Source organism: Brevibacterium sp. 50QC2O2 (assembly GCF_024580675.1).
GTDB classification, from domain to species: Bacteria; Actinomycetota; Actinomycetes; order Actinomycetales; family Brevibacteriaceae; genus Brevibacterium; species Brevibacterium moorei.
Window position 1 is genome coordinate 16,564 of sequence record NZ_JANIJZ010000009.1, and the last position, 21,880, is coordinate 38,443.

A 21,880-nucleotide genomic window follows, 5' to 3' on the forward strand; every position below is an offset into this window, starting at 1 on the left:
GCGCCCACAGTAGCCGACGTGCGTTGCATCACGGAAACTGGCGGTACCGCGTCCGAGCTGGTACGCACGCGCGGACCGCCGGTCGGTTCAACGTGCCGGCCCTGTGCGGGGAACGCAGACCCCCGCAAGACCCAGGCAGGATTCAATTTCCGGCACTAGGGTTGCTCACGTGAGTGAGATGACCCCCGACATAACCCCGCGCGAACGCAAGGTCCTGAGCGAACTCGGCCGAATGCTGGGCCGCGCCCTGGACGGCGGTAGCGCGCCGGCCCTGACCGAAGACGGGCGGGAGGAACTGCGCGGTCGGTTCCAGGATCTCAAATCCGAGGTCACCCGGTTCCTGCTTCCCTATAAGTTCGGCATCGACACGGTCACGACCAAGTTGAACAATCTGGTCGAGGAATTCGAAGAACTGGGCGAGTACAACCCGATCGAGCACATCAGCTCCCGGTTGAAGTCCCCGGAATCCATCATGGACAAGATCCGGCGCCGCGGCCTGTCGGGGGACCTGGATGAACTGCGGGAGAATCTGACCGATATCGCCGGAGTGCGCGTGGTCTGCAGCTTCGTGACCGATGTCTACCATGTGTTCGAACTGCTCAGCGGGCAGGACGACATCCAGATTCTGCAGGTCAAGGACTACATCGCCCGGCCCAAGCCCAACGGCTACCGCAGCCTGCACCTTATCGTCAAGGTACCGGTCTTTCTGTCCACCGGCCAGGTCGACACCGTGGTCGAGATCCAGCTGCGCACCATCGCAATGGACTTCTGGGCGAGCCTGGAGCACAAGATCTACTACAAGTACGACCGCGAGGTTCCGGAAAACCTCCTGGAGGGCCTGCGCGATGCCGCGGAGTCCGCCGGCCGGCTCGACGGGCAGATGGAGTGGCTGCACATCGCGATCCGCGGCGGTGACCGCGACACCAGGGTGCGCCGCAGCGCGGACTCGATGCGCGACTCGGTGCGCACCCAGCAGGCGCAGCTGCTGCGCCGCGCCACCCGGGAATAGGGGCCCGGGCGTCGGAACACGTCGTTTGCCCAGGAACACGCCACTGTAGGGCCGTGTCGGCGGGGAAACGACGTGTTCCGGTTTCAGGCGTATGCCCGGGCCACCAGCTCCAGCCCCTGCTCGATCGACACCGCCGGCGTCCAGTCCAGGACCTCACGGGTGCGGCGCTGATCGAACCAGTGCGCTGTCGACAGCTGTTCTGCCAGGAAGTGCGTCAGCGGCGGTTCGTCGTCGTGTTCGCTTAGGTTCCAGACCCGTTCCACCGCCGTTCCCGCGGCCCGGCCCACCGCGGCGGGTACCCGCAGGCGTGGTTCGGCGGCGCCACCTGCGAGCGCGATGCGCCGCAGCAGTTCGCCGATCGGCCGGGGCTGGCCGTTGGTCACCACCAGGGATTGACCGTGCGCCTGGTCCACCGCGGTAAGACCTGCCACAATCGCATCCACGGCGTTCGTGACGAACAGGGTGTCGACCAGCATCGCCCCGCTGCCCAGGATCGGCAGGCTGCCGGCCTTGGCGCGGTCGATGATCCGCTCGGTCAACTGGGCATCGCCGGGGCCCCACATCAGATGGGGCCGCAGCACCAGCACGCGGAAGTCATCTGCGTCGGCGCCCAGGGCGATGAGTTCGCCGGCGGCCTTGGTCCTGGCGTAGTCGCCGCGGGCCCGCTGCGGATCCGCCGGTCCCGCGCCCTCGCCCACGATCGAGGTCCCGGCATGGGCAACCGAGGGCGAGGAGATGTGCACGAAGCGCGGCACTCCGGCTTCCCGCGCGGCTGTGACGACATTGCGGGTGCCGTCGATGTTGACCCGATCAAAATCGGCTGGGTCGCCGGCCATGGACACCTTGGCCGCCAGGTGCACCACGGCGTCCTGCCCGGCACCCGGCACGTCGGCGGCGCTCTGCGCAGCACCGTCCTGGCCGGCCTTCGGGCCCGGAGCGGCGCGGCCGGCCATGGCCCTGGCCACCGCCTCGGAATCGGTGGTGGAGCCCAACACATCGTGTGCGCCGTCCACCCCGGAGGGCCGCCGCTGCAGGGTGGTCACCGTATGCCCGTCCGCGACCAGGGCGCGTGCCACCGAAGAGCCCAGCAGGCCCGAGGCCCCCGTCACCAGGACGCGCATCAGAACTTCCTCACCGGACCGCCGGCCAGCACTGTGGCGGCCCAGTCGGCCAGTGCCGAGCGGTCGATCTTGGAGTTGTGGCGGATGTCCGTGGGGAATTTCGGCGGGATCAGCACGGCTGCCACGTCCAGGCCCAGGACCCGCTGCGCCGTGTAGCGGACCTGCTCGGTGATCTCCAGGGGAGCCTGGCCCGGCTCCGGCATCTCGGCGGTGGGTTCGAGCACCACGACGATCGCCTGGGTGCCCACCGGCCCGACGCCCACCGCGGCACAACGGGTGACCCCGTGCAGTTCGTCGACCACTGCCTCGATCCCGCCGGGGCCCACGGGGCCCGCCGGCGCGGTGATGACGTGCTGGACGCGTCCTTCCAGCCAGACCCGCCCGGAGGTGTCGATATGGCCGATGTCATTGGTGCGGTGCCAGGTCAGCCCCAGGGCGGTATCGCGCTTGGACTGCTCATCGGTCTTCCACAGATTGTCGTAGCCGGCCTTGATGTGCGGGGCGCTGACGACGAATTCGCCCAGCTTGCCGTGGGCTTCCCGATCCAGGAGCAGCTCCTCGGCGGGCACGCCCTGAGAGTCCAGCGGTGCCAGGGCCAGGTGCACACCGGGGATCGGAGTGCCGACGCAGACCCCGTGATCGTCCTGGTCGGCGGCTGCCGCGGCCACTCCGTCGCGATCGATGTCGGTCAGCAGCAGGCCCTCGGTCATTCCGTAGGGCGAATGGATTTGCGCGCGTGGGAACCAGTGGGTCAGCTCGTCCATCAGCGATAGCGGTACGGGGGCGCCGGCGGAGAGCACCAGATCGATGCGCCCGAAGGCCTCGAGCTGTTCGGCGTCGAGTTCATCGGCGGTGGCCACGACGTTCGTCCAGGCGGCGGGGGACGCGAAGGCCATGGTGCAGTCGGCCGCGGAGATCGCATCGGCCAGGGCCGCGGCCCTCAGGGTGCGCGGCTTGGTCACCGACATGTCCGGGGTGACGCTGGTGGCGCCCAGACCGGGTCCGAACAGTGCGAAGGGCGCGAAGCCCGCCACCAGGCCGGATCCGCGTTCCACGTGGAACCGCGAGCCCAGCAGACGGATCAGTTCGCCGAGCCTGCGGTGCGTATAGCGCACGCCCTTGGCCGGGCCCGTGGAGCCGGAGGTGAAGAGGATCGCGGCGTCGTCGTCGAGTCCCGGAGCCTGCTCGCCCACCAGCGCGGCGGCACTGCGGCCCGGTGCCTTCATATCCTGGCGGGGTACCGGGGTACGGGACAGTTCGGTCAGGCTGGTCTCCACGCGCAGGCCCTTGCGGGCCAGCAGGCCCATGGGGCTCACGGAGATCCGGCGGCCCGGCCAATTGCCGCCGCGTGCCAGGGCCAGGCCGGGGGCCCCGCCGATGATCCACTGTGGGTCGGCGGACTTGATCGCCCTGGTCATCCCCGCCGGGCCCAGGCCGGCGTCGGCGACGACGGCCACGCCGCCGGCCTTGAGCACGGCATAGGCCGCGGCCGTCAGATTGTTGCCGGGGGTCACCAGCAGGCTGACCCGGTCGCCCTTCTTAAGGCCCAGCTGCCCCAGGCCCTTGGCGATGGCATCGACCACGCCGGCCAGGTGGGCCCAGCTGATCGCCTGGGCCGGCCGCTTGGTCATATCGACGCTGGCCACGGCGCGTTCGGCGCCGCGGGCGGCCAGCGCGTCGAAGATGAAGGGCGGATCGTCGGCCTCGGGGTCGGTATCGGCCGCAGCGGCCCCCGCCGGGGCCGAGGCCGCATCGGACCGGGCGCCTGTACCGTCCTGGTCCGGCGCCTCGGCTCCGGCTCCGGCCGCGGCGCCGGTACCGGATGCAGTGCCGGCAGGGGTGTCCGCGTGGGGGACGTGCTGTTCCAACCAGTCGAAGACGAGCCCGGCATAGGGGACGTCCTCGGTGAACAGGTGGTTGAACTTCTCGAAGCGGTGCAGGTCAGCCTGCGGCAGGCGCTGGCGCAAATCCCGCAGATAGCGTTCCAAGAAAACCGGGTCCTTCGGCCCCCACAGCAGCAGCGCGGGACCCTCATAGGCGGCGATGTCCGCACCGATCCGCTGGAGTTCGGCATCGGAGGGGTGCGAGGCGTCCACCGGGATGTCGGCGACGAAGGCGCCGATCCCACCGCGATCGCGCGGATGTCGATACGGCGAGCGGAAGGCCCTGCGAGTGGTCCGGTCCATGGATTCCGACAGCGACAGGCTCACCCGCAGGAAAGCGTCGGTCAGCACGGTCGAGGTGGGTAGCAGGCCGCCGGCCAGGGCCGCCTGCAGGGGAGCGGGCACCGGGGCCGACTCCGGCTGGTGCACTGCGGTATTGCAGCTGATGACCGCGTCGATCAGGTCCGTATTGCGGGTTGCCCAGCCCAGGCTGATGACCCCGCCCCAGTCGTGGCCGATCGTCACGAGCCGCTGGGTGGAGGGCGCTTCGGGCAGGATCGCGTGGACCACGGCGTCCAAGTCGCCCACCCGCTCGGCCAGCCGGCGGTAGCCCTCGCCCCGGGGAGAGGGCAGGGCGTCGTGTTCGAGGCGCTCGGAGTACCCCATCTCCAGCTGGTCCACCGCGACCACGCGCCAGGCGCCGGCGTTCGCCTCGGCACCGGTGCTGCCCGATGTCCCTGTGCCCGCACGGCGCAGGGACTCGGCGGCCAGCCGGCGCCACATATAGGACCAGGTCGGATTCCCGTGCACCGCCACGATGGTGCCGGTCGGTTCGATCCCGGCCTCGCGCAGCGCCGGCAGGGTGTCGAGCAGGTGGAAGGTGTGGGGGCCATCGGCCGTGCGCACCGTCAGGATCCGCGACCAGCGCGCGTCCCATTCGGGCAGGCCGTCGACTGTGGTGGCGGGCCGTGCGGGAAGCCTCACCAGATGATCTCCGTCATCGCGGTGTTCAGACCGGAGCCCACGCCCATGGCCAGCACCCGGTCGCCGGCGGACAGGGAGTCGACCTGTCGGGCCAGGGTGATGGGCAGGGAGGCCGGGCCCACATTGCCCAGCACGGGATAGGTCTTGGGCATCTTCGCCGGATCCAGGTCGACCGCGCGGGAAATGGCGTTGGAGTGGACGTTGGACACCTGGTGGGTGACGTAGCGGTCCATATCGGACCAGTCCCAGCCGTTGGCCTGGGCCTCGTGCCAGGCCGCGGTGACCAGTTCCATGCCATTGGACAGCAGGCCCTGGGTATCGGTGAACATGCCGTTGTGGTCGCCTACGCACAGTCCGTGGTTCCACGTGGCCGCCCGTGTCACCCCGCCTAGGATCCGGTGACCCTCCGGGTGCCGGTCTGCCCGGCCCAGCACAGCGCCCGCGGCGCCCGAGCCCAGGGTCAGGGAGGCGAACTCGTTGAGGTACTCCTCGCGCGTGATGCCGTCGCGGGAGAGCCGGTTGATCGTGGCGCGCTGCACCCGGGAGGCGTCCTCGCCGGCCACGATGAGCGCATAGTCGATCTGTCCCGAATCGATCATCGTCGCGGCCAGCGTCATGCCGTTGACGAAGCCCAGGCAGGCATTGGCGATATCGAAGTTCATCGCCGAGGTGGGCAGCCCGATCCCGTGGTGGACCGATACCGCGACGGAGGGCTCCAGGGACTCGCGGGTCACCGAGGTGTTGATCATCAGGCCGATCGACTCGGCCGGGACCCCCGACCGGGCCAGCGCATCGCGGCCGGCCTGGGCGGCACCGGCGATGAAATCATGCGGATCGTCCCAGTTGCGGCGCGCGTTCACCCCGGCCACCCGCTGCAGCAGGCGCTTGGGCAGGTGCAGGTGTTCGAGCGTGGAGGCCAGCTCCTCGTCGAACGAATCGGATGTCACTTCATTGGGGGCCGTGACCTCCACGACCGAGAGAAGAGCCACGTTTGAGTGCCGGAATGTCGTGTTGCCGTTCAAAAGCATCCGTTCGTAATTTGTGAGCGCTGTGACCGGACAGCCTGAAAAAGTCTGTAAACAATCCTAGCGCGACACCCCTGAACGTCTGCTGATCCACCCCGTGAGGGCCGCTACATCCGAGGCGGTGACGTCCGCGGCCGTGCCGGTGGTTCTCCCCGTGGTGTCACCGGCGGGTCACACCTCGGCGTCGAGGAAGCGCAGCACCCTGCCCCACATGAGTTCGGCCAGGGCCGCATCGTAGTCGGGCGTCGTGGGGTCGGCGAACAGGTGCCCCGACCCTGGATAGACGAAGTGGGAGGCCTGCGCGCCCGCCCCCGCGACCGAGTCCACCAGGGTCGCCACCTGGCTCGATTCGACCCACGGATCGTCGACGCTGTGATGGATCTGGAGGGGGACCTCGGCCGGCCAAGAGGTGGCCTTGGGCGCCCCGCCGGCATGGAACAGCAGTGCGCCCGCGGCCTTCGGATTGCGCTTGCCCATCGACTGGGCCATCGCCGCCCCCAGGGAGAAGCCGCCGAACACCACGGAGCGTTCGGGGACATCGGCGAGCAGGGCTTCGACCTCGGCCGCGGCCCGGCGCGCTAATTCGGGGAAGGTCGCCTCGTCACGGTAGGCGATCCCGGCGGCGGTGTCGGTGAAGACATGGCCGGAGTAGTAATCGGGGGTGTGGACGGTGTGGCCGGCTGTGCGCAGGCGCTCGGCCATCTCGCGCAGACCCGGGTTCAGTCCCAGGGCGGAGTGGAACAGTACGACGGTGGACATGTGGCCCAGCCTACAGGTGCGGTCCCGGCCGGGGGAAGGACCCGGTGGGCTGATGTGAGCGCGCCGGGCTGATGTAAGAATGAGAAGGTCCAGGGTGGGACTGTTCCGCGGTCGGATGGACGATGCGGAGTCGGGGAGAAGGGGGAAGGCACGTGTCCTTTGTGCCGTTGCTGCCATTCATCATTGTGGCGGTGCTCATCGGGGTGATCCTGCAGCGGCTCTCGGGCACCGGAGTGGGACTGGTCGTCGCACCCGTGCTGACCCTGCTGCTGGGGCCCGCACTGGGCGTGTTCGTGACGAACACCGCGACCATCGTGTCAGGCTTCCTGATCATGTTGGCGGTCTTCCACGAGGTCGACTGGAAGCGCTACCTCATCATCGCGCCCGCCGCCCTGGTGGGCGCCTTTCCCGCCGCGGCGCTGGTGGGGCACACGGACCCCGCCTGGCTCGACATCATCATCGGCGTCATCGTGGTCATCGGCCTGCTGCTGACCTTCGGGGTACCCCGCCTGCCGCATCTGTCGTCCTCCGCACTCACCGGCGCGGCCGGGATCATCGGTGGCTTCCTCAACACCACGGCGGGAGTCGCGGCCCCTGCGATGGTGATCTACTCGAAGTTCGCCCGCTGGAACCAGCGGTCCTTCGCCGCGACCATGCAGCCGACCTTCATGACAATGGGCATCTTCTCCGTGACGGTCAAACTGCTCACCGGCACGGTGACCACCGCACAGCTGCCGCCCTGGTGGATCCTGCCGATCATCGTGGCCACCGTGCTGGTGGGGATGTGGATCGGCGGGGCCGTGGCGAAGGTCGTCACCATGGGTACTGCCCGCGGCACCGCCGTGGTCCTGGCCGGCCTGGGCGGGGTCGTGACGATCGTACGCGGCGTCTTCTTGCTGGCCTGAACCGCTTGAGCCGAATCCCTGGTGAGTCGAACCCCTGGCTGAACGCTTGTTAAGCTGTGGATGGTTCGGCCGCGCGGCTGCGCACGGCTGCGGACCCTGCAGCCGATTCAGTCCATGCAAAGGAGCATCATGAGCGAACAGTCCACCACGGCCACCCACGGCACCGTCGTGACCACCCTGCGCGAGGACGGGGTGGCCCATGTGCGGTTGAACAGGCCCGACAGCCTCAATTCGCTGACCGCCGAGGTCTTCGCCGACCTGGTCGAGGCCGGCACCGCCCTGCGGGGCCGGGCCGAGGTGCGCGCCGTGGCGCTGACCGGCACCGGCCGCGGCTTCTGCTCCGGGCTGGACATGGGGGAGTTCTCCAAGATGGTCGACGGGACCGCTCACCTGGTGCAGGACCTCGCGCCCCTGGGACCGGTCAAGGCCCTGGCCCAGCAGGCCGTCTACGTCTGGCAGTTGTTGGAGGTCCCCGTGGTAGCTGGCATCGACACCGTGGCGATGGGTGGGGGCCTGCAGCTGGCACTGGCCGCGGACATCCGCGTGGCCCAGCCGAACGCCAAGCTGTCGATGATGGAGATCAACTGGGGTCTGGTCCCCGATATGTGCGGCACCCAGCTGCTCCCGCCGTTGGTGGGCCTGGGCCGGGCCAAGCACCTCATCATGACGGGGCGGACCGTGCTGGGCAGCGAGGCCCTGAGCCTGGGCCTGGTCGAAGAACTGGCCGAGCAGGCGGCCCAGCGGGCACTGGAGTTGGCGGGGGAACTGGCCGCCGGCTCACGTCCGGCGCTGGTCTACGCCAAGGAGCTGACGAATCTGGCGGTCGACCCCTCCGCGACCCTGGAGACCGGTTTCGCCAGGGAACAGGATGCCATCGGCGAGCTCATCGGCGGCGCCGAACAGGAACGGGTGGTGGCCCGCCGGATGGCCCAGCTGAAAGCCCGCAAGGGCTGAGAGCCCGCCGGTTAGACCTGGGGCCGGTCATTGCGCACCGGGACGATGGACCGGTGCGCGCTCGCAGCCCGCACCGCATCCCAGCCGCCCAGGTCCACCAGTTCTTCGAGCAGCGTGCGGGTCGGGCGCATGAGCAGCAGTTCGCCGGCACCCCCGCGCTCCAGCAGGACCGCCGCGGGCAGCCACTCCGAGCGCTTGGCCTCGGTCGTGGTGTTGCGCAGCAGCCCGGCGGCCGAGGCCGGGGCGACGTAGAAGTACGTGTCGAAGCGCCGCGGTGGTCCGGGCGGGGTGACCCAGTTGGCCCAGGGGAGCAGGCAGTCGCTCGGCAACAGGGAACCGGTCTCCTCCTCCACCTCGCGCCTGCCGCAGGCCAGCAGCACGGCAGGGTGCAGCGGCACAGCCGCCATATCGGTGGCGGCCCAGGCCCGCTCGTGCGCTGCGAACCGTGCGGAGTCGAACCCCTGCTCGGCGGCCCTGGCCTGGGCCCTGGCGTAGTCGACCGGATCAACGCGGCCGCCGGGGAAGACCACCGCGCCGGCGGCGAAGTCCATCGTCTGCACGCGGTGCTGGACGAAGACCTCGGGGCCGGAGGAACCGTCGCGCACGACCAGGACGCTGACGGCCGGACGGATCGGGACGGGTGTACCGGTCGGGACGTTCATGCTGCACTCCTCTTGGATGAGGCCTCGGCCGCGGCGGCCGTGAACTCCGCGTGGATCTCGGGATCGTGGCGATGGGTGCACATGCTGACGACCATACCCACTGCCGTGGCCAGGATGAAGGCCGGCAGCAGCTCGTAGAGCTCGAAGAGGGTCCCGGGCAGATAGTGCCAGACGAAGACAACCACGGTGCCGGTGAGCATCGCGGCCAGGGCGCCCCAGTTCGTCAGCTTCGGCCAGAACAGGCTGAGCAGGACGACCGGGCCGAAGGCCGCGCCGAAGCCCGCCCAGGCGAAGCTGACCAGGCCCAGGATCGTGTCATTGGGGCTGATCGACATGAGCATGGCGATCAGCGCGATCACCAGCACCCCGACACGACCCAGCACCACCAGTGTCCGGCCCGATGGCGGGGTCCGCCGGAAGGCCCGATAGATGTCCTCGACCAGGGCCGAGGAGCACACGATGAGCTGGCTGGACAGGGTCGACATGATGGCCGCGAGCACGGCCGCCAGCACCAGGCCCGCCACGAAGGGGTGCAGCAGCACCTGGCTGAGCAATAGGACGACGGTCTCCGGGTCGGCCGGGGCCGACCCGAACTTCTGGAAGTAGGCGATGCCGACGAAGCCCGCAACCACGGCGCCGGCCAGGGACAGGAATTGCCAGCCGGTGGCGATGCGGCGGGCCGAGGCGGCCTCGGCGGACGAGCGCAGCGCCATGAAGCGCACGACGATGTGCGGCTGGCCGAAGTAGCCCAGGCCCCAGGCCAGGCCCGATGCGATGGTGATGACGACGGTGGTGGCATCGAAGTGGCCGGCGCCCAACCAGGACAGGTTCGCCGGGCTGACCGTCTCCACGATCGTCGCGGTCTGGGAGAACCCGCCGATTGTCACAATGGCGACGATGGGCACCGCGACCAGGGCGACGACCATCATCAGCCCCTGGGCCACGTCCGTCATGGAGGCCCCCAGGAAGCCGCCGAAGAGCGTATAGGCCAGGGTGATGACGGTGACCAGCAGCATGCCGAACATGTAGTCCCCGCCGAAGGAGCTCTCGAAGAACTTGCCGCCGGCAACCATTCCGGAAGAGGCGTAGAGCGTGAAGAAGACCAGGATGATGATGCTGGAGACGGTGCGCAGCAGCCGGGACCTATCGCGCAGTCGGTTCTCGAAGAAGCTGGGCAGGGTGATCGAATTGTTCGCGATGTAGGTGTAGGAGCGCAGCCGGGGCGCGACGATCCGCCAGTTCAGGTACGAGCCGATGAGCAGACCGACGGCGATCCAGGCCTCGATCAGGCCGGTCGCGTAGATGGCGCCGGGCAGTCCCATGATGAGCCAGCCGGACATATCGGAGGCCCCGGCGGAGATCGCTGCGACCCACGGCGGCAGATTCCGCCCGCCCAGCATGTAGTCCTCGTGGTCGCTGGTCCTGCGCCAGCCGAGGTACCCGATGAACAGCATGGCGGCGAAGTACAGGCCCAGTGCCGTGTACAGGAAGATCTGGGAGGACAAGGGGACTCCTTCAAAGGGGATGGTCATTCCCCAGAGTGCCAGAAGTCGCCACCGGCCACATCTTGGAATCGTCTGGTGGGACTGGTTAGGATGATGTCGAGCGCTGAACGAACGCTCACTAGCGGGTCTTGGAACCCGCGGCAGGATCGACGCAATGGATCGATACGACGATCCGCACGATGATTCGACAATGATTCGCACGAGGACGAAGGAGACCATTATGGTGCGCGAGATCAAGGGCTATGACGGCCTGATGGAACTGGTCGGCCAGGAGCTGGGCAAGAGCGACTGGTTCGAGGTCACGCAGGAGCGTGTCAACATGTTCGCCGATGCCACCGGCGACCACCAGTGGATCCACATCGACCAGGAGAAGGCGAAGAACGGCCCCTTCGGCACGACGATCGCCCACGGTTTCCTGACCCTGTCCCTGCTGCCCGTCCTGGGCGCCCAGGTGCAGAAGGTCACCGGTATGAAGATGGCCATCAACTACGGCTGCAACAAGGTCCGCTTCCCCAGCCCCGTGCCGGTGGGCTCGAAGGTCCAGGACACGATCGTGCTCAAGGAGGTCAACCGGAAGCCCTCCGGCATCCAGGTGGTGATGGAACACACGATCGCCATCGAGGGCGCCGAACGTCCCGCCTGCGTGGCGGAATCGGTCACCGTCATGGTCGAGGAGTAACCGACTCCGCAGCACGGCCGGCGGCGCGGATGATGCCGCGCGCCAGCCGGTCGGCCGGCGTCCCGGCCGCCTCCCGGCGCACGGAAACCCAGGCCTGTGGGGCCTCGGCGCCTCGGTCGATCCGGTGCAGGCGCAGCCGGGCGTCGGTGCGGTAACTGCCGGCGACCGGCCCCGGTACCAGGGATACGCCCAGCCCGTGTGCCACCATCTCGACGGCGGCGGCCCAGCTGGTCGTCTCGTGTTCGATCCGCGGCTCGAAGCCCGCGGCCCGGCAGATCCCCACCACGTGCTCGTAGTACAGGGGAGAGGCGCTGCGCCGGAAGATGACATAGGGCAGGCTAGCGGTCTGCGCGACGGTCGTGACCGTCTCGGTCGCCCCCGTGCACAGCCAGAATCCCTCCTGCGAGGCCTCACGGCAGTCGACCAGGGGCGAATCCAGCGGCATGTGCCCGCAGGCCACATCGATCTCGTGGCCCAGCAGCATATCGCTCTGCGCGGCCGAGGACGCCTCAACCGTCTTGACGACGATTCCCGGATTGTGCCGGGTGAAGTTCCTGATCGCCTCGGGCAGCCCGCGGTGCACGAAGGTCATCACGGTTCCGACGGTCAGGGTCGAAGCCGCCCCCGTGCGCAGCTGCAGTGCGCGCGCGTTGAAATCCTGGGCGGCGCCCACCGCCGCCTTGGCATACGGCAGGAGTGCCGCGCCTGCTGCGGTCAGTACGGTCGCGGGCGCCCGATGGAACAGCGGCGTGCCGACGAAGTCCTCGAGCCGTTTGAGTTCGGCGCTGAGCGCCGGCTGCGAAATCCCCACCTCGTCGGCGGCCGCCTGGAACTTGCCGTATTCGGCCAGCGCCACGAAGTATCGGAGGCGTTTCAGGCTGGGCTCGACGATAGCCATTGCTTATATCCCATAGTCACAACCTCTTTGTTTCCGCGGTCTCCCACGCGATAGCTTGATTTCAACCTATCAAAGGAGATTATGGTGGATACGACCGTGGCCGACGATACGTCGGTGGTGCCGGATAGCTTCGGGATCGACCGGTTCGCCGACGACACCTCGTTGCGCAGCCTGCTGCCCCTCTACATCGACGACCGGCTGCTGGAACATCTGCGCCCGACCCTGACAGCGCTGGGCCCGCGGCTGGGCGGCGAGCTCGATGAGCTGGCCGGGATCGCCGACCGCAATCCGCCGGTGCTGCGCCCGCGCACCAGAACCGGCCAGGACCTCGAATCCGTCGAGGTCCACCCCGCCTACCGCGCCCTGCAGCAGGTGGCATACGGAGATCTGGGGATGGCGGCGATGAGCCACCGGCCCGGCGTCCTGGGCTGGCCCGAGGTGATGCCCCCGGTGGTCAAATACCTGTTCTTCTACCTCTTCGCACAGGCGGAGTTCGGACTGGAATGCCCTGTGTCCATGACCGATTCGCTGACCCGGGTGCTGCGGAAGTTCGGCTCGCAGCAGCTGCAGGAGCGCTATCTGCCAGGGCTGACCAGCACCGATCTGGACACCCTGCTCCAGGGCGCGATGTTCATGACCGAGCAGGGTGCGGGCTCCGACACCGGCCGGATCGAGACGAGTGCTGTGGACAACGGTGACGGCACCTGGTCGTTGCACGGGCAGAAGTGGTTCTGTTCGAACGTCGACGCCGAACTCTCCATGGTCCTGGCCCGCCCGGCCGGGGCCGGCGAGGGCATCAAGGGCATCGGCCTGTTCCTGCTGCCGCGCCACCTGCCCGACGGCACGCAGAACGCCCAGCGGATCGTCAGGCTCAAGGACAAACTGGGGACCCGTTCGATGCCGTCGGGCGAGGTCAGCCTGGACGGTGCCACGGCCTATCTGGTGGGGGAGCTGGGCCAGGGCTTCAAGCAGATGACCGATATGATCAACCCCTCGCGCCTGTCCAACGGGGTCCGCTCGGCCGGGCTGATGCGCCGCGCCTTCGCCGAGGCCCGTTATGTGTGCGCCAACCGCGAGGCCTTCGGTAGCACCCTGAACAAGCTGCCGCTGCAGCGCCGACAGCTGGCGAAGCTGCTGCTGCCGACCGAGCAGGGCCTGTCCATGGTCTTGCACACCGCCGACGTCTATGCGAAATCCGAGGCCGGGGACTCCCGTGCCACCGCGGTGCTGCGGATCCTCACACCCCTGCTGAAGTTCCGCACGACCCGCGACGCGCGCAAGGTCACCGCGGATGCGATGGAGGTGCGTGGGGGAGTGGGCTACATCGAGGAGTTCGGCGACGCCCGTGTCTTCCGCGATGCCCAGCTCGGCTCGATCTGGGAGGGCACTTCGAACATCGTGGCCCTGGACGTGATCAGGGCGGCCCACCGGTCCGAATCGCTCAAACCGCTGATCGGCCATCTGCAGGACCTGCTGGCCGAGGCCGCAGGCACCGGAGCCGCCGGTGATGGCGCGCCCGCCGGCAGCGTGCCGGCGGTGCTGCACGGGCATCTGGAGGAGTTGACCGGGCGCATCATGCACCTGCTCGAACTGCTGCCCATGGGAACGGAGCAGGAGCGGGTCCGGCAGGCGGCCTCGGCGACCTACCACCTGGTTAGCGCCATCGTCCTGACCTGGGAGGGCGCCCACGTCGGGCAGCGGTCCGGGGACTGGACGCGCCTGGTCCTGGCGGCCCTGGTGGTGCGCCACAAACTGCTGCCGCAGGATCCGCTGGAACCCGCCGCCGACGACGCCGAGGTGATCGACGACCTGGTCGCGGGCGTTCCGTTCGACCGGGAACGGGCCCGGGCGGCCGTCGAATCGATCCTGGCGGGGACCCGATGAGCGGGGCGCTTGAGGGCATTGTCGTCGTCGACCTCTCGCGGATCCTGGGTGGGCCCTACTGCACACAGATCCTGGCCGATCACGGCGCCACCGTGGTCAAGGTCGAGCCGCCGTCAGGCGATGACACCCGTAGCTGGGGCCCGCCGTTCATCAGAGAAGGGGTGTCGGCCTACTTCGCCGGGATCAACCGGAACAAGGACTGCATCACCCTCGATCTGCGCACGCCCGGCGGGATCGCACAGCTGGAGGAGCTGCTGGCCGGCGCGGATGTGTTGGTGGAGAACTTCAAGACCGGCACCCTGGCGAAGTGGGGGCTGGACCCGGTCACGGTGCTTCCCGAGCGGTTCCCGCGGCTGGTCCACTGCAGCATCACCGGCTTCGGTGACGACGGTCCATTGGGCGGACTGCCCGGCTACGATGCGATCATCCAGGCGATGTCCGGACTCATGTCGGTCAACGGCACGCAGGATTCGGGGCCGACGCGCATCGGGATGCCGGCTGTGGACATGGTGACCGGTATGAATGCCGCGCTGGGGATCCTCATGGCCCTGCAGGAAAGGCAGCGCAGCGGGTCGGGCCAGCGGGTCGAGGCCACGCTGTTCGACTCCGGGCTTTCCGTGATGCACCCGCATCTGCCCAATTACTTCGCTTCGGGGGTCGAACCCCGGTTGACGGGCAACGACCATCCGAACATCGCGCCCTACTCCGCCTACCTCACGGGTACGGGCCCGGTCTACATCACGGCGGGCAATGACGGGCAGTTCGCCCGGCTGGTCGAGTTCCTGGGGGCCGCTGACCTCGCCGCCGATCCGCGGTTCTGTGATAACGCGGCCCGACTGGGCCATCGGGCGGAACTGCGCGAGGCCCTCGAGGGGCTGCTGGCCGACCACGATGCGCAGGAGGTCGCGGCGGAACTCATGGCCATCGGCGTGCCCGCCGGTCCGATCCTGAACGCGGCCCAGGTGGTGCAGCACCCGCACACCGCGCACAGGGGGATGATCGTCGAGTTCGACGACGGGTCCCGCCAGGTGGCCTCGCCGATCAAACTGACGCGCACCCCGGCGACCTACCGGCACCCGGCGGCCGAACAGGCCCGCTGAGCACGCCGACCCGTCACATATGTGGGTCCTCCACCCGGAGAACCCACATATGTGACGGGTCGGTGCTGTGGGTGGGGTCAGCGGCCCAACAGTTGATCGCTGATAATGCGCATCTGGATTTCCGAGGAGCCCTCGAAGATCTTCGTCAGGCGGGCATCGCGCCAGTAGCGCTCCACCGGGAAGTCCTTCGTATAGCCGGCGCCGCCGTGGATCTGGAGCGCCTGGCTGGTGACGTACTCGCTCATCTCACCGGCCAGGTACTTCACCATGGCCGCTTCTTTGTCGCAGCGGTTGCCCGTGTCGATATCGCTGGCCACGGAGTACATGAGTTGGCGGCAGGCCTCGATCCTGGCGGCCATATCGGCGATTTTGAAGCGCAGGTGCTGGAAGTCGGCCAGTTCGTGGCCGAACTGGCTGCGCACGTGCACATAGTCGATCGCGGCGTCCAGGGCGGCCTGGGCCAGGCCGATGGAGCGCGCAGCGGTGTGGGCGCGGCCGACTTCCAAGCCGGAGACGGCCAGGTAGAAGCCGCGGTCCTCTTCGCCCAGCAGCGCATCGGCGGGCAGCCGGAAGTCATCGAAGGACAGCTCCCAGGTATGCCAGCCGAAGTAGCCGATCTTCTTCACGGGGTTGCCGCTGATGCCCTTGGGGAACTTCCCGCGCTCCTTCTCGACGAGGAAGCAGGAGATGCCGCGGTGGCGTTTGCTCGGGTCGGGGTCGACCGAGGTGCGGGCGAAGAGGACGAGGTAGTCTGCCATGTCGGCGTAGGTACACCACATCTTGGTGCCGTTGATGACCCATTCGTCGCCGTCGCGTTCTGCCTTGCACTGGATGTTGGCGACGTCGGAGCCCGCTTCCGCCTCGGACAGGGCGTAGGCGCCCAGGTATTCGCCGGTGGCCACCTTCGGCAGGAGGCGGGCCTCCTGTGCGGGGGTGAACCCCCCGCCCATGCCATTGCCGCGGGCCAGCAGGCCGGCCACCGACATCCAGTTCCGGGAGAGTTCCTCGGCCACGAGGCAGTATTCGAAGACGCCCAGGCCGAGGCCCCCGTATTCTTCCGGGATCATGATGCCGAAGAATCCGAGCTCGCCCATCTGGGCGACGAGTTCTTCCGGGAACTGGCCCTCAACGGGGTCAAGTTCGTTGGCGATGGGCCGGACGACTTCGTCGGAGAACTGCCTGGCCATGGCCTGGAGTTCGACGCGGTCCTCGGTCATATAGTGCGGTGTTCCCGGACGGGGGCGTGGCTTGTGCGTCATGGTTGATCCCTTCTTCAGATGATCCCGCGGTCGCGCAGACCGGCGATCTCCTTGTCGTTCATGCCCAAATCCTCGGCCAGTACGCGCTGGGTGTCGGCGCCGAAGACTACGGGCCGGTCCGCCCGCGGCGCGTATCCGTCGACCCGGATGGCCGAGGTCCCGACCACCAGATCGCCGAGTTGGCCCCCAGCGGTCCGGTACAGTCCGGCGGCGGGCGCCGTGCCGACAGCCGCCGCCACCTGGGTCGGGGTGCGGTAGGCCGCTGCCAGGCCGCCGGCGGCGCGCAGGGCCGCGAGCGCCTCGTCAGTGGTGTGGGCGGTGAACCAGCCGGAGACCACTGCGACGATGAGCTCGCGCTGGGTGTAGCGCACGCCCTCGTCGGCGAAGTCCACGTCCAGGCTCTGCGCCAGGGCGGCGAACACCTCTTCGGTGCCCGTCACCTTCTGCAGTGCGGCCCACTGGCGCTTGGTGATGCCCACGACGATGATCCTGCCGTCGCGGGTGGCGAAATCCTGACCGAAGGTGCCGTAGACGTGGTTGCCCACCTTGGGGCGGCCGCCGGCTGCCCGCAGCGTCTCGGAGTACCAGCCCAGGTCGGCCACCGAGGTGCGGGCCACGTCCTCCAGCGAGATCTCCTCGAACACGCCGCGGCCCGTGGTGGCCCGCTGCAGCAGTCCGGTGACCACGGCGGTCGCGGCCATCTGCCCGCACAGCAGGTCCCAGGCCGGCAGGGCGTGGCTGGTGGGGCGGGGGTCCGCGGCCGGTCCCGTGATGGTGGGGATACCGGATTCCGCGTTGACCGTGTAGTCCACCGCGGGTCCGCCGTCGGTGGAACCCAACACCTTGACGTGGATCAGATCGGGTCGGTTCGCGCGCAGCACCGCATCGTCGAGGAAGGCGCGGCCCACGCTGTTCTCCACGAACACGCCGCGATCGTCGCCCGGGGCGGTGATGAGTGCCTGCGCCAATTCCTTGCCGCGGGGGTCGCGCATATTGAGCGCGACCGATTCCTTGGCCCGGTTGGCCGTGTGCCAGAACAGGGAGTCCCCGCTATCGGCCAGCGGCCAGCGGCCGAAGTCGGGCCCACCGCCGAGTGGATCGATCCGGATCACCCTGGCGCCCAGCTTGGCCAGGTGTAGGCAGGCGGTGGGGGCGGCCACGAAGGAGGCGTTCTCCACGATGGTGGTCCCGGCCAGGGGCAGGGTCCCCTCCGGCGGCGTCCCGGCCGCGGTCCGGCCTTTCGGTGTCTGCGCTTCGCCCATGGTTCAGGCCTCCAGCCGCTCGAAGACCGCGGCGATGCCCTGGCCGCCGCCGATGCACATGGTCTCCAGGCCATAGCGGGACCCGCGTCGGTCCATCTCGTGGAGCAGGGTCGCCAGGATCCGGCCGCCCGTGGCGCCCACGGGGTGGCCCAGGGAGATGCCGGAACCGTTGACGTTGAGGCGCTCGGCCATATCGGCCTCGCTCAGTTCCCATTCCCTAGTGCAGGCCAGCACCTGTGCGGCGAAGGCCTCGTTGAGTTCGATCAGGTCGATATCGCCCAGGCTCAGACCCGCGCGCTCCAGGGCGGCAGCGGTCGCCGGGACCGGTCCGATTCCCATGGTGCGCGGCGGCACGCCGGCCACGCCGAAGCCCACGACCTTGGCATAGGCCTTCAACCCCAGGGCCTCGGCACGGTCCCTGGTCGTCACGATGCAGGCCGAGGCGCCGTCGTTCTGGCCCGAGGCGTTGCCGGCGGTCACGGTGGCCTCCGGGTCGACCCCGCGCCGCAGCGGCTTCAGACGGGCGAGCTTCTCCTCGGTGGAGTCGGGGCGGATGTGCTCGTCGAGGACGACCCGCTGTTCCGGCTGTTTGCGGGTGGCCGGCAGGATGATGGGCACCATCTCATCGGCGAACCGACCCGCTGCGGTGGCGGCTGCGGCCTTGCGGTGGGAGGCGGCAGCGTAGCGGTCCTGTTCCTCGCGGCCGATCGAGTATTCGACGCGCAGGTTCTCGGCGGTTTCGATCATCCCGCCGGGCACCGGGTAGTCCGAGCCGCCCGCGGTCAGGCGTCCGCGCACCAGGCTGTCCTTCATCGTGACATTGCCCTGGCGGATGCCCCAGCGCATCTCCTCGTTGAAGAAGGGCGCGCGGCTCATGGATTCGGCTCCGCCGGCGATGACGACCTCGGCGAAGCCCGCATTGATCATCGCGTAGGCGTCGGCGACCGCCTGCAGGCCGGAACCGCAGCGGCGGTCCACCTGCCGGCCGGGGACCGTCACCGGCATGCCCGCGTCAAGGGCGACCACGCGGCCCAGGGCCGGGGCCTCCATCTGCGGATAGCAGTGGCCGAAGATCACATCGTCGACGACGGCAGGCGGCAGGCCGGTGCGCTCCAGCAGACCGGTGAGGACCTGCCGGCCGAGTTCTTGGACGGGGACGTCCTTGAACTGTCCGCCGAAGGCTCCGACGGGGGAGCGCAGGGGTTCGCAGATGACGATTTCCATGGATGCTGTTCCTTTCAGCGCAGGTAGAGGCGCACGGTGTCGATTTCGTCGCGCAGCAGGTGGACCTCGTGCGCGGTGGGCTCCTGGGTCCGGCTCACGTTCTCGGCGACCCGCAGGTCCCAGCCGGTCTGGGCCAGGACCTCGTCGACGCTCACGCCGGGGTGGACGTGGGTGAGTTCGAGTTCCGCCATCCGGTCCGGCCGTTGCAGGATCCCCAGCGGGGTGATGACGGTGCTGACCCCGTAGCCCACCGGCGGGATGCCGTCGGGGTCCGCGGCCGCGGCCACCGGCGAGGGCGAGGTGACGAAGTCCAGCTGCGCGGGCAGGGCGGCCGGGTCGTGGCGGCGCATGATGACGAAGACCTCGCCGGCGTTGGCCATGATGTCGGCCGCCCCGCCGGAGCCCGGCAGGCGGACCGTCGGCTTGTCCCAGGAGCCGATGAACGAGGTGTTCAGCGAGCCGTGGCGGTCGATCTGGGCCGCGCCCAGGAAGCCCACGTCCACATTGCCGCCCTGCAGCACATAGCCGAACAGGCCCTGCATGCTCAGCACGGCCTCGGCGCCGGAGACGACCACGGAGTCCGCGATGCCCTCGGCCATGGCCTCCGGATGGGCACCGGATACACCGGATTCGTAGATCAGCTCGACATCGGGGTTGACGGTCCGGGCGGCCAGATCGACGGCCAGGGTGGGCAGTCCCACCCCGGCGAAGACGGTGTTGCGTCCGCGCAGCATCTTCGCCGCGGCGCAGACGATGAGTTCGGTCTGCGAGTAGTCGGCGGCCGGGGTGGTTTCGGGAGCGGTCATCTCAGGCGTCCTTTCGCTTCGAGGGTGCGGCGGTCATCCGGCGGCCGTAGTCGACGCTGCCCGAGGGGCGCGGCGCCATTCGCAGCCCGGCCAGGCGCTCGGCGCCGATCGCCGCCAGGTACTCCGCGTGGTCGCCGGTGCCGCGGACGTACCGGTCCAACCAGGCGTGCAGGGCCTCCGGGTCCTTGGAGATCGGAGTCCATTCGCGGTAGAAGGCGTTGTCGCGGTCATAGGAGCCCTGCACATACGAGGGGTGGGCGCCGGTGGGCACTTCGCATACGGCATCGACGGCGTGCGCGGGGATCAGCGTGCGGTTGGGGTCGGCGCGGATCACCTCGTCGTCGACGACCTCTTCGACGGTGACGATCGTCTTCCGGCCGGCGTAGGCGGCCTCCTGTTGGGCGCCGGTGATGCCCCAGATCTGGGCATTGCCGCGGCGGTCGGCACGCTGGGCGTGGATGATGGTGACGTCCGGGTTCAGGGGCGGCACGACGTAGGCGCGGCCGCCGGAGTACGGATCGGGCACCGACCGGATCTCCGGGTTGATCTTCGGGATGTCCGAGCCGGTGAAGGAGCGGATCGGCACGAAGGGCAGGCCCGCGGCCCCGGCATGGTAGCGCAGCACCATCGCGTGGTGGGAGTATTCGGATACCGGCAGCGGGGCCGGGTCGTGGTGTTCGATCCGGCGGCGCAGTTCGTACAGGCTGCCGGCCGAACCGGAGGCGAAGAACGAGCAGACCATCGAGGAGACCGCGCCCGCTGCGACTAGCATGTCGCTGAGCAGGTCGGGGGTCATCCGGCACAGTTCGAGGTCGGTGATGCCCTGGCGGATGATCTCGTGGCCGGCGGCGAAGGGGATCAGATGGCTGAACCCCTCGAGCGCGATGCTGGACCCCGGTTGGACATGGGTGCGGATGGCCGTAGTCAGATCGACTACTTTGTCGTCATGCATGGGTTTCCCTCGGATCGATTTTCAAGACCTCGTCGTCTTGGTACAGATTAAACCTATTTTTGGAAGTAAACAAAGGGGAATTCATTCCTAATATGCAACAATATGTGTCATGGAAGTTCAACAGGCCCGTGCCTTCCTGACTGTTGCCCAGGAACTGCACTTCGGCCGAGCCGCCGAACGACTGGGTATGGCGCAGCCCCTGCTATCGCGGACCATCCGGGCATTGGAGGAGGATCTGGGCTGCTCTCTGTTCGCCCGGACCACCCGCAGTGTCGCGCTGACCTCCACCGGATACGCCCTGCTGGACCCGGCCCGGCGCCTGCTGGACGATGAGCGGGAGGCCAGGGAGGTGGTGCGCAGGGCCACCAGTGGTCAGGCCGGGTTCGTCCGGTTCGGCTTCTCAAATGTCTCCTCGAAGTCCCTGGCTGCCCGCCTGGTGGCCCAGGTGCGGCTGCGGTATCCGGGGATCGAGTTCGAACTGCACTCCACAGTCTTCGCTGAGGAGGGGGTGGCCGAACTGATCTCCGGGGGGCTGGACCTGGCGCTGGTGCGCTGGGCTGCACAGCCGCCCGGCGTCTCTGGGCGCCCCGTGCTCGTCGAACACCCGGCGGTGGCCCTGCCCACCGGGCACAGGCTGGCGGGGCGGAAGAGTCTGCGCATCGCCGAGCTGGCCGATGAGGACTTCGTGATGCTCCCGGCCCATCCGAACTCGAGCCTGCGCGAAACCGCCCTGCGGCTGTGCCTGAAAGCCGGGTTCTCCCCGCACGTGGTGCAGGAGGCACCCGATTCCCAGACCGTCACCGCACTGGTCTCGGCGGGATTGGGGGTGACGATCACCTCGGATTCGGTGGTGACCGGCAGCCGTGAACCGGATATGGTCACGGTGCCCATCGACGATGAGTCCGAGGCGAATCTGCTCTACCTGGCGCATCCGCGCGAGCGGGTCGAGCCCGCCCTGGCCACGGTGCTCGACGTGGCCGCCGAGGTCCTGCCCACCCTGGCCCGATAG

Annotated in this window: 19 protein-coding genes; 7 read left to right on the plus strand and 12 right to left on the minus strand. The window is 68.7% G+C overall.

The window, feature by feature from the left end:
- Positions 1–178 precede the first annotated feature (178 nt).
- Positions 179–1,009 carry a GTP pyrophosphokinase family protein gene (locus tag NQ038_RS08655; protein WP_306427876.1) on the plus strand — a complete coding sequence of 277 codons (831 nt, stop codon included), beginning with the start codon at positions 179–181 and terminating at the stop codon, positions 1,007–1,009.
- Positions 1,010–1,092: 83 nt separating this feature from the next.
- Here the strand turns inward: NQ038_RS08655 and NQ038_RS08660 are convergent, their stop codons facing one another.
- From NQ038_RS08660 to NQ038_RS08675, 4 genes are all read right to left on the minus strand, one after another.
- Positions 1,093–2,130 carry an NAD(P)-dependent oxidoreductase gene (locus tag NQ038_RS08660; RefSeq protein WP_257062425.1) on the minus strand — a complete coding sequence of 346 codons (1,038 nt, stop codon included), beginning with the start codon at positions 2,128–2,130 and terminating at the stop codon, positions 1,093–1,095.
- Positions 2,130–4,997, minus strand: a complete 2,868-nt coding sequence (locus tag NQ038_RS08665) for an alpha/beta fold hydrolase (RefSeq protein ID WP_257062426.1) — start codon at positions 4,995–4,997, stop codon at positions 2,130–2,132. The genes NQ038_RS08660 and NQ038_RS08665 overlap by 1 nt, the downstream gene beginning before the upstream one ends.
- Complete coding sequence (locus NQ038_RS08670) at positions 4,994–6,025, minus strand: 3-oxoacyl-ACP synthase III (RefSeq protein WP_257047792.1); 1,032 nt, start codon at positions 6,023–6,025, stop codon at positions 4,994–4,996. The genes NQ038_RS08665 and NQ038_RS08670 overlap by 4 nt, the downstream gene beginning before the upstream one ends.
- Before the next feature lie 168 nt (positions 6,026–6,193).
- Positions 6,194–6,781 carry a dienelactone hydrolase family protein gene (locus tag NQ038_RS08675; protein ID WP_257047795.1) on the minus strand — a complete coding sequence of 196 codons (588 nt, stop codon included), beginning with the start codon at positions 6,779–6,781 and terminating at the stop codon, positions 6,194–6,196.
- Positions 6,782–6,933: 152 nt separating this feature from the next.
- On the opposite strand from NQ038_RS08675, the gene NQ038_RS08680 reads away from it, so the two are divergent.
- Positions 6,934–7,686 carry a sulfite exporter TauE/SafE family protein gene (locus NQ038_RS08680; RefSeq protein WP_257047796.1) on the plus strand — a complete coding sequence of 251 codons (753 nt, stop codon included), beginning with the start codon at positions 6,934–6,936 and terminating at the stop codon, positions 7,684–7,686.
- 129 nt (positions 7,687–7,815) lie between these two features.
- A complete protein-coding gene (locus NQ038_RS08685) occupies positions 7,816–8,640 on the plus strand; it encodes an enoyl-CoA hydratase-related protein (RefSeq protein ID WP_257062428.1) in 825 nt (274 codons plus the stop codon).
- 11 nt (positions 8,641–8,651) lie between these two features.
- On the opposite strand, the gene NQ038_RS08690 is transcribed toward NQ038_RS08685, so the two are convergent.
- The gene (locus NQ038_RS08690) at positions 8,652–9,302 is read right to left on the minus strand and encodes an NUDIX domain-containing protein (protein WP_257047798.1); all 651 of its coding nucleotides are present in this window, start codon (positions 9,300–9,302) and stop codon (positions 8,652–8,654) included.
- The gene (gene putP / locus NQ038_RS08695) at positions 9,299–10,807 is read right to left on the minus strand and encodes a sodium/proline symporter PutP (RefSeq protein ID WP_257047799.1); all 1,509 of its coding nucleotides are present in this window, start codon (positions 10,805–10,807) and stop codon (positions 9,299–9,301) included. The genes NQ038_RS08690 and putP overlap by 4 nt, the downstream gene beginning before the upstream one ends.
- Positions 10,808–10,997: 190 nt before the next feature.
- Between putP and NQ038_RS08700 the strand changes: the two genes are divergently transcribed.
- On the plus strand, positions 10,998–11,486 hold the full coding sequence (locus NQ038_RS08700; protein WP_306427869.1) for a MaoC family dehydratase: 489 nt from the start codon (positions 10,998–11,000) through the stop codon (positions 11,484–11,486).
- Here NQ038_RS08700 and NQ038_RS08705 read toward each other — a convergent pair.
- Positions 11,470–12,384 carry a LysR family transcriptional regulator gene (locus tag NQ038_RS08705; protein WP_257062430.1) on the minus strand — a complete coding sequence of 305 codons (915 nt, stop codon included), beginning with the start codon at positions 12,382–12,384 and terminating at the stop codon, positions 11,470–11,472. The genes NQ038_RS08700 and NQ038_RS08705 overlap by 17 nt on opposite strands.
- Positions 12,385–12,465: 81 nt before the next feature.
- On the opposite strand from NQ038_RS08705, the gene NQ038_RS08710 reads away from it, so the two are divergent.
- Both NQ038_RS08710 and NQ038_RS08715 read left to right on the plus strand, forming a co-directional pair.
- Positions 12,466–14,268: an acyl-CoA dehydrogenase family protein gene (locus tag NQ038_RS08710; RefSeq protein ID WP_257062431.1), complete on the plus strand. Its 1,803-nt coding sequence runs from the start codon at positions 12,466–12,468 to the stop codon at positions 14,266–14,268.
- Complete coding sequence (locus NQ038_RS08715) at positions 14,265–15,368, plus strand: CaiB/BaiF CoA-transferase family protein (RefSeq protein WP_257062432.1); 1,104 nt, start codon at positions 14,265–14,267, stop codon at positions 15,366–15,368. Before NQ038_RS08710 ends, NQ038_RS08715 begins: the two co-directional genes overlap by 4 nt.
- 77 nt (positions 15,369–15,445) lie before the next feature.
- Here the strand turns inward: NQ038_RS08715 and NQ038_RS08720 are convergent, their stop codons facing one another.
- From NQ038_RS08720 to NQ038_RS08740, 5 genes are read right to left on the minus strand one after another with little or no spacing between them, the layout of a single operon-like run.
- Positions 15,446–16,627 carry an acyl-CoA dehydrogenase family protein gene (locus NQ038_RS08720; protein WP_257057974.1) on the minus strand — a complete coding sequence of 394 codons (1,182 nt, stop codon included), beginning with the start codon at positions 16,625–16,627 and terminating at the stop codon, positions 15,446–15,448.
- A gap of 14 nt (positions 16,628–16,641) precedes the next feature.
- Positions 16,642–17,889: a CoA transferase gene (locus NQ038_RS08725; protein ID WP_257057976.1), complete on the minus strand. Its 1,248-nt coding sequence runs from the start codon at positions 17,887–17,889 to the stop codon at positions 16,642–16,644.
- A gap of 3 nt (positions 17,890–17,892) precedes the next feature.
- Positions 17,893–19,113, minus strand: a complete 1,221-nt coding sequence (locus tag NQ038_RS08730) for an acetyl-CoA C-acetyltransferase (RefSeq protein WP_257062433.1) — start codon at positions 19,111–19,113, stop codon at positions 17,893–17,895.
- Positions 19,114–19,127: 14 nt separating this feature from the next.
- Positions 19,128–19,919 carry a CoA-transferase subunit beta gene (locus tag NQ038_RS08735; RefSeq protein WP_257062434.1) on the minus strand — a complete coding sequence of 264 codons (792 nt, stop codon included), beginning with the start codon at positions 19,917–19,919 and terminating at the stop codon, positions 19,128–19,130.
- Between the two features lies 1 nt (position 19,920).
- Positions 19,921–20,871 carry a CoA transferase subunit A gene (locus NQ038_RS08740; protein ID WP_257047809.1) on the minus strand — a complete coding sequence of 317 codons (951 nt, stop codon included), beginning with the start codon at positions 20,869–20,871 and terminating at the stop codon, positions 19,921–19,923.
- A 109-nt stretch (positions 20,872–20,980) separates the two neighbouring features.
- On the opposite strand from NQ038_RS08740, the gene NQ038_RS08745 reads away from it, so the two are divergent.
- Positions 20,981–21,880, plus strand: a complete 900-nt coding sequence (locus NQ038_RS08745; protein WP_257047810.1) for a LysR substrate-binding domain-containing protein — start codon at positions 20,981–20,983, stop codon at positions 21,878–21,880.

Bases quoted from the DNA above. Each gene is read 5' to 3' on its own strand.
- NQ038_RS08690 (WP_257047798.1), bottom strand. From the start codon at position 9,302: ATGAACGTCCCGACCGGTACACCCGTCCCGATCCGTCCGGCCGTCAGC.
- NQ038_RS08700 (WP_306427869.1), top strand. From the start codon at position 10,998: ATGATTCGCACGAGGACGAAGGAGACCATTATGGTGCGCGAGATCAAG.
- NQ038_RS08745 (WP_257047810.1), top strand. From the start codon at position 20,981: ATGGAAGTTCAACAGGCCCGTGCCTTCCTGACTGTTGCCCAGGAACTG.
- NQ038_RS08655 (WP_306427876.1), top strand. From the start codon at position 179: ATGACCCCCGACATAACCCCGCGCGAACGCAAGGTCCTGAGCGAACTC.
- NQ038_RS08685 (WP_257062428.1), top strand. From the start codon at position 7,816: ATGAGCGAACAGTCCACCACGGCCACCCACGGCACCGTCGTGACCACC.
- NQ038_RS08720 (WP_257057974.1), bottom strand. From the start codon at position 16,627: ATGACGCACAAGCCACGCCCCCGTCCGGGAACACCGCACTATATGACC.
- NQ038_RS08705 (WP_257062430.1), bottom strand. From the start codon at position 12,384: ATGGCTATCGTCGAGCCCAGCCTGAAACGCCTCCGATACTTCGTGGCG.
- NQ038_RS08660 (WP_257062425.1), bottom strand. From the start codon at position 2,130: ATGCGCGTCCTGGTGACGGGGGCCTCGGGCCTGCTGGGCTCTTCGGTG.
- NQ038_RS08735 (WP_257062434.1), bottom strand. From the start codon at position 19,919: ATGACCGCTCCCGAAACCACCCCGGCCGCCGACTACTCGCAGACCGAA.
- NQ038_RS08740 (WP_257047809.1), bottom strand. From the start codon at position 20,871: ATGCATGACGACAAAGTAGTCGATCTGACTACGGCCATCCGCACCCAT.
- NQ038_RS08725 (WP_257057976.1), bottom strand. From the start codon at position 17,889: ATGGGCGAAGCGCAGACACCGAAAGGCCGGACCGCGGCCGGGACGCCG.
- NQ038_RS08730 (WP_257062433.1), bottom strand. From the start codon at position 19,113: ATGGAAATCGTCATCTGCGAACCCCTGCGCTCCCCCGTCGGAGCCTTC.
- NQ038_RS08715 (WP_257062432.1), top strand. From the start codon at position 14,265: ATGAGCGGGGCGCTTGAGGGCATTGTCGTCGTCGACCTCTCGCGGATC.
- NQ038_RS08675 (WP_257047795.1), bottom strand. From the start codon at position 6,781: ATGTCCACCGTCGTACTGTTCCACTCCGCCCTGGGACTGAACCCGGGT.
- NQ038_RS08670 (WP_257047792.1), bottom strand. From the start codon at position 6,025: ATGCTTTTGAACGGCAACACGACATTCCGGCACTCAAACGTGGCTCTT.
- NQ038_RS08710 (WP_257062431.1), top strand. From the start codon at position 12,466: ATGGTGGATACGACCGTGGCCGACGATACGTCGGTGGTGCCGGATAGC.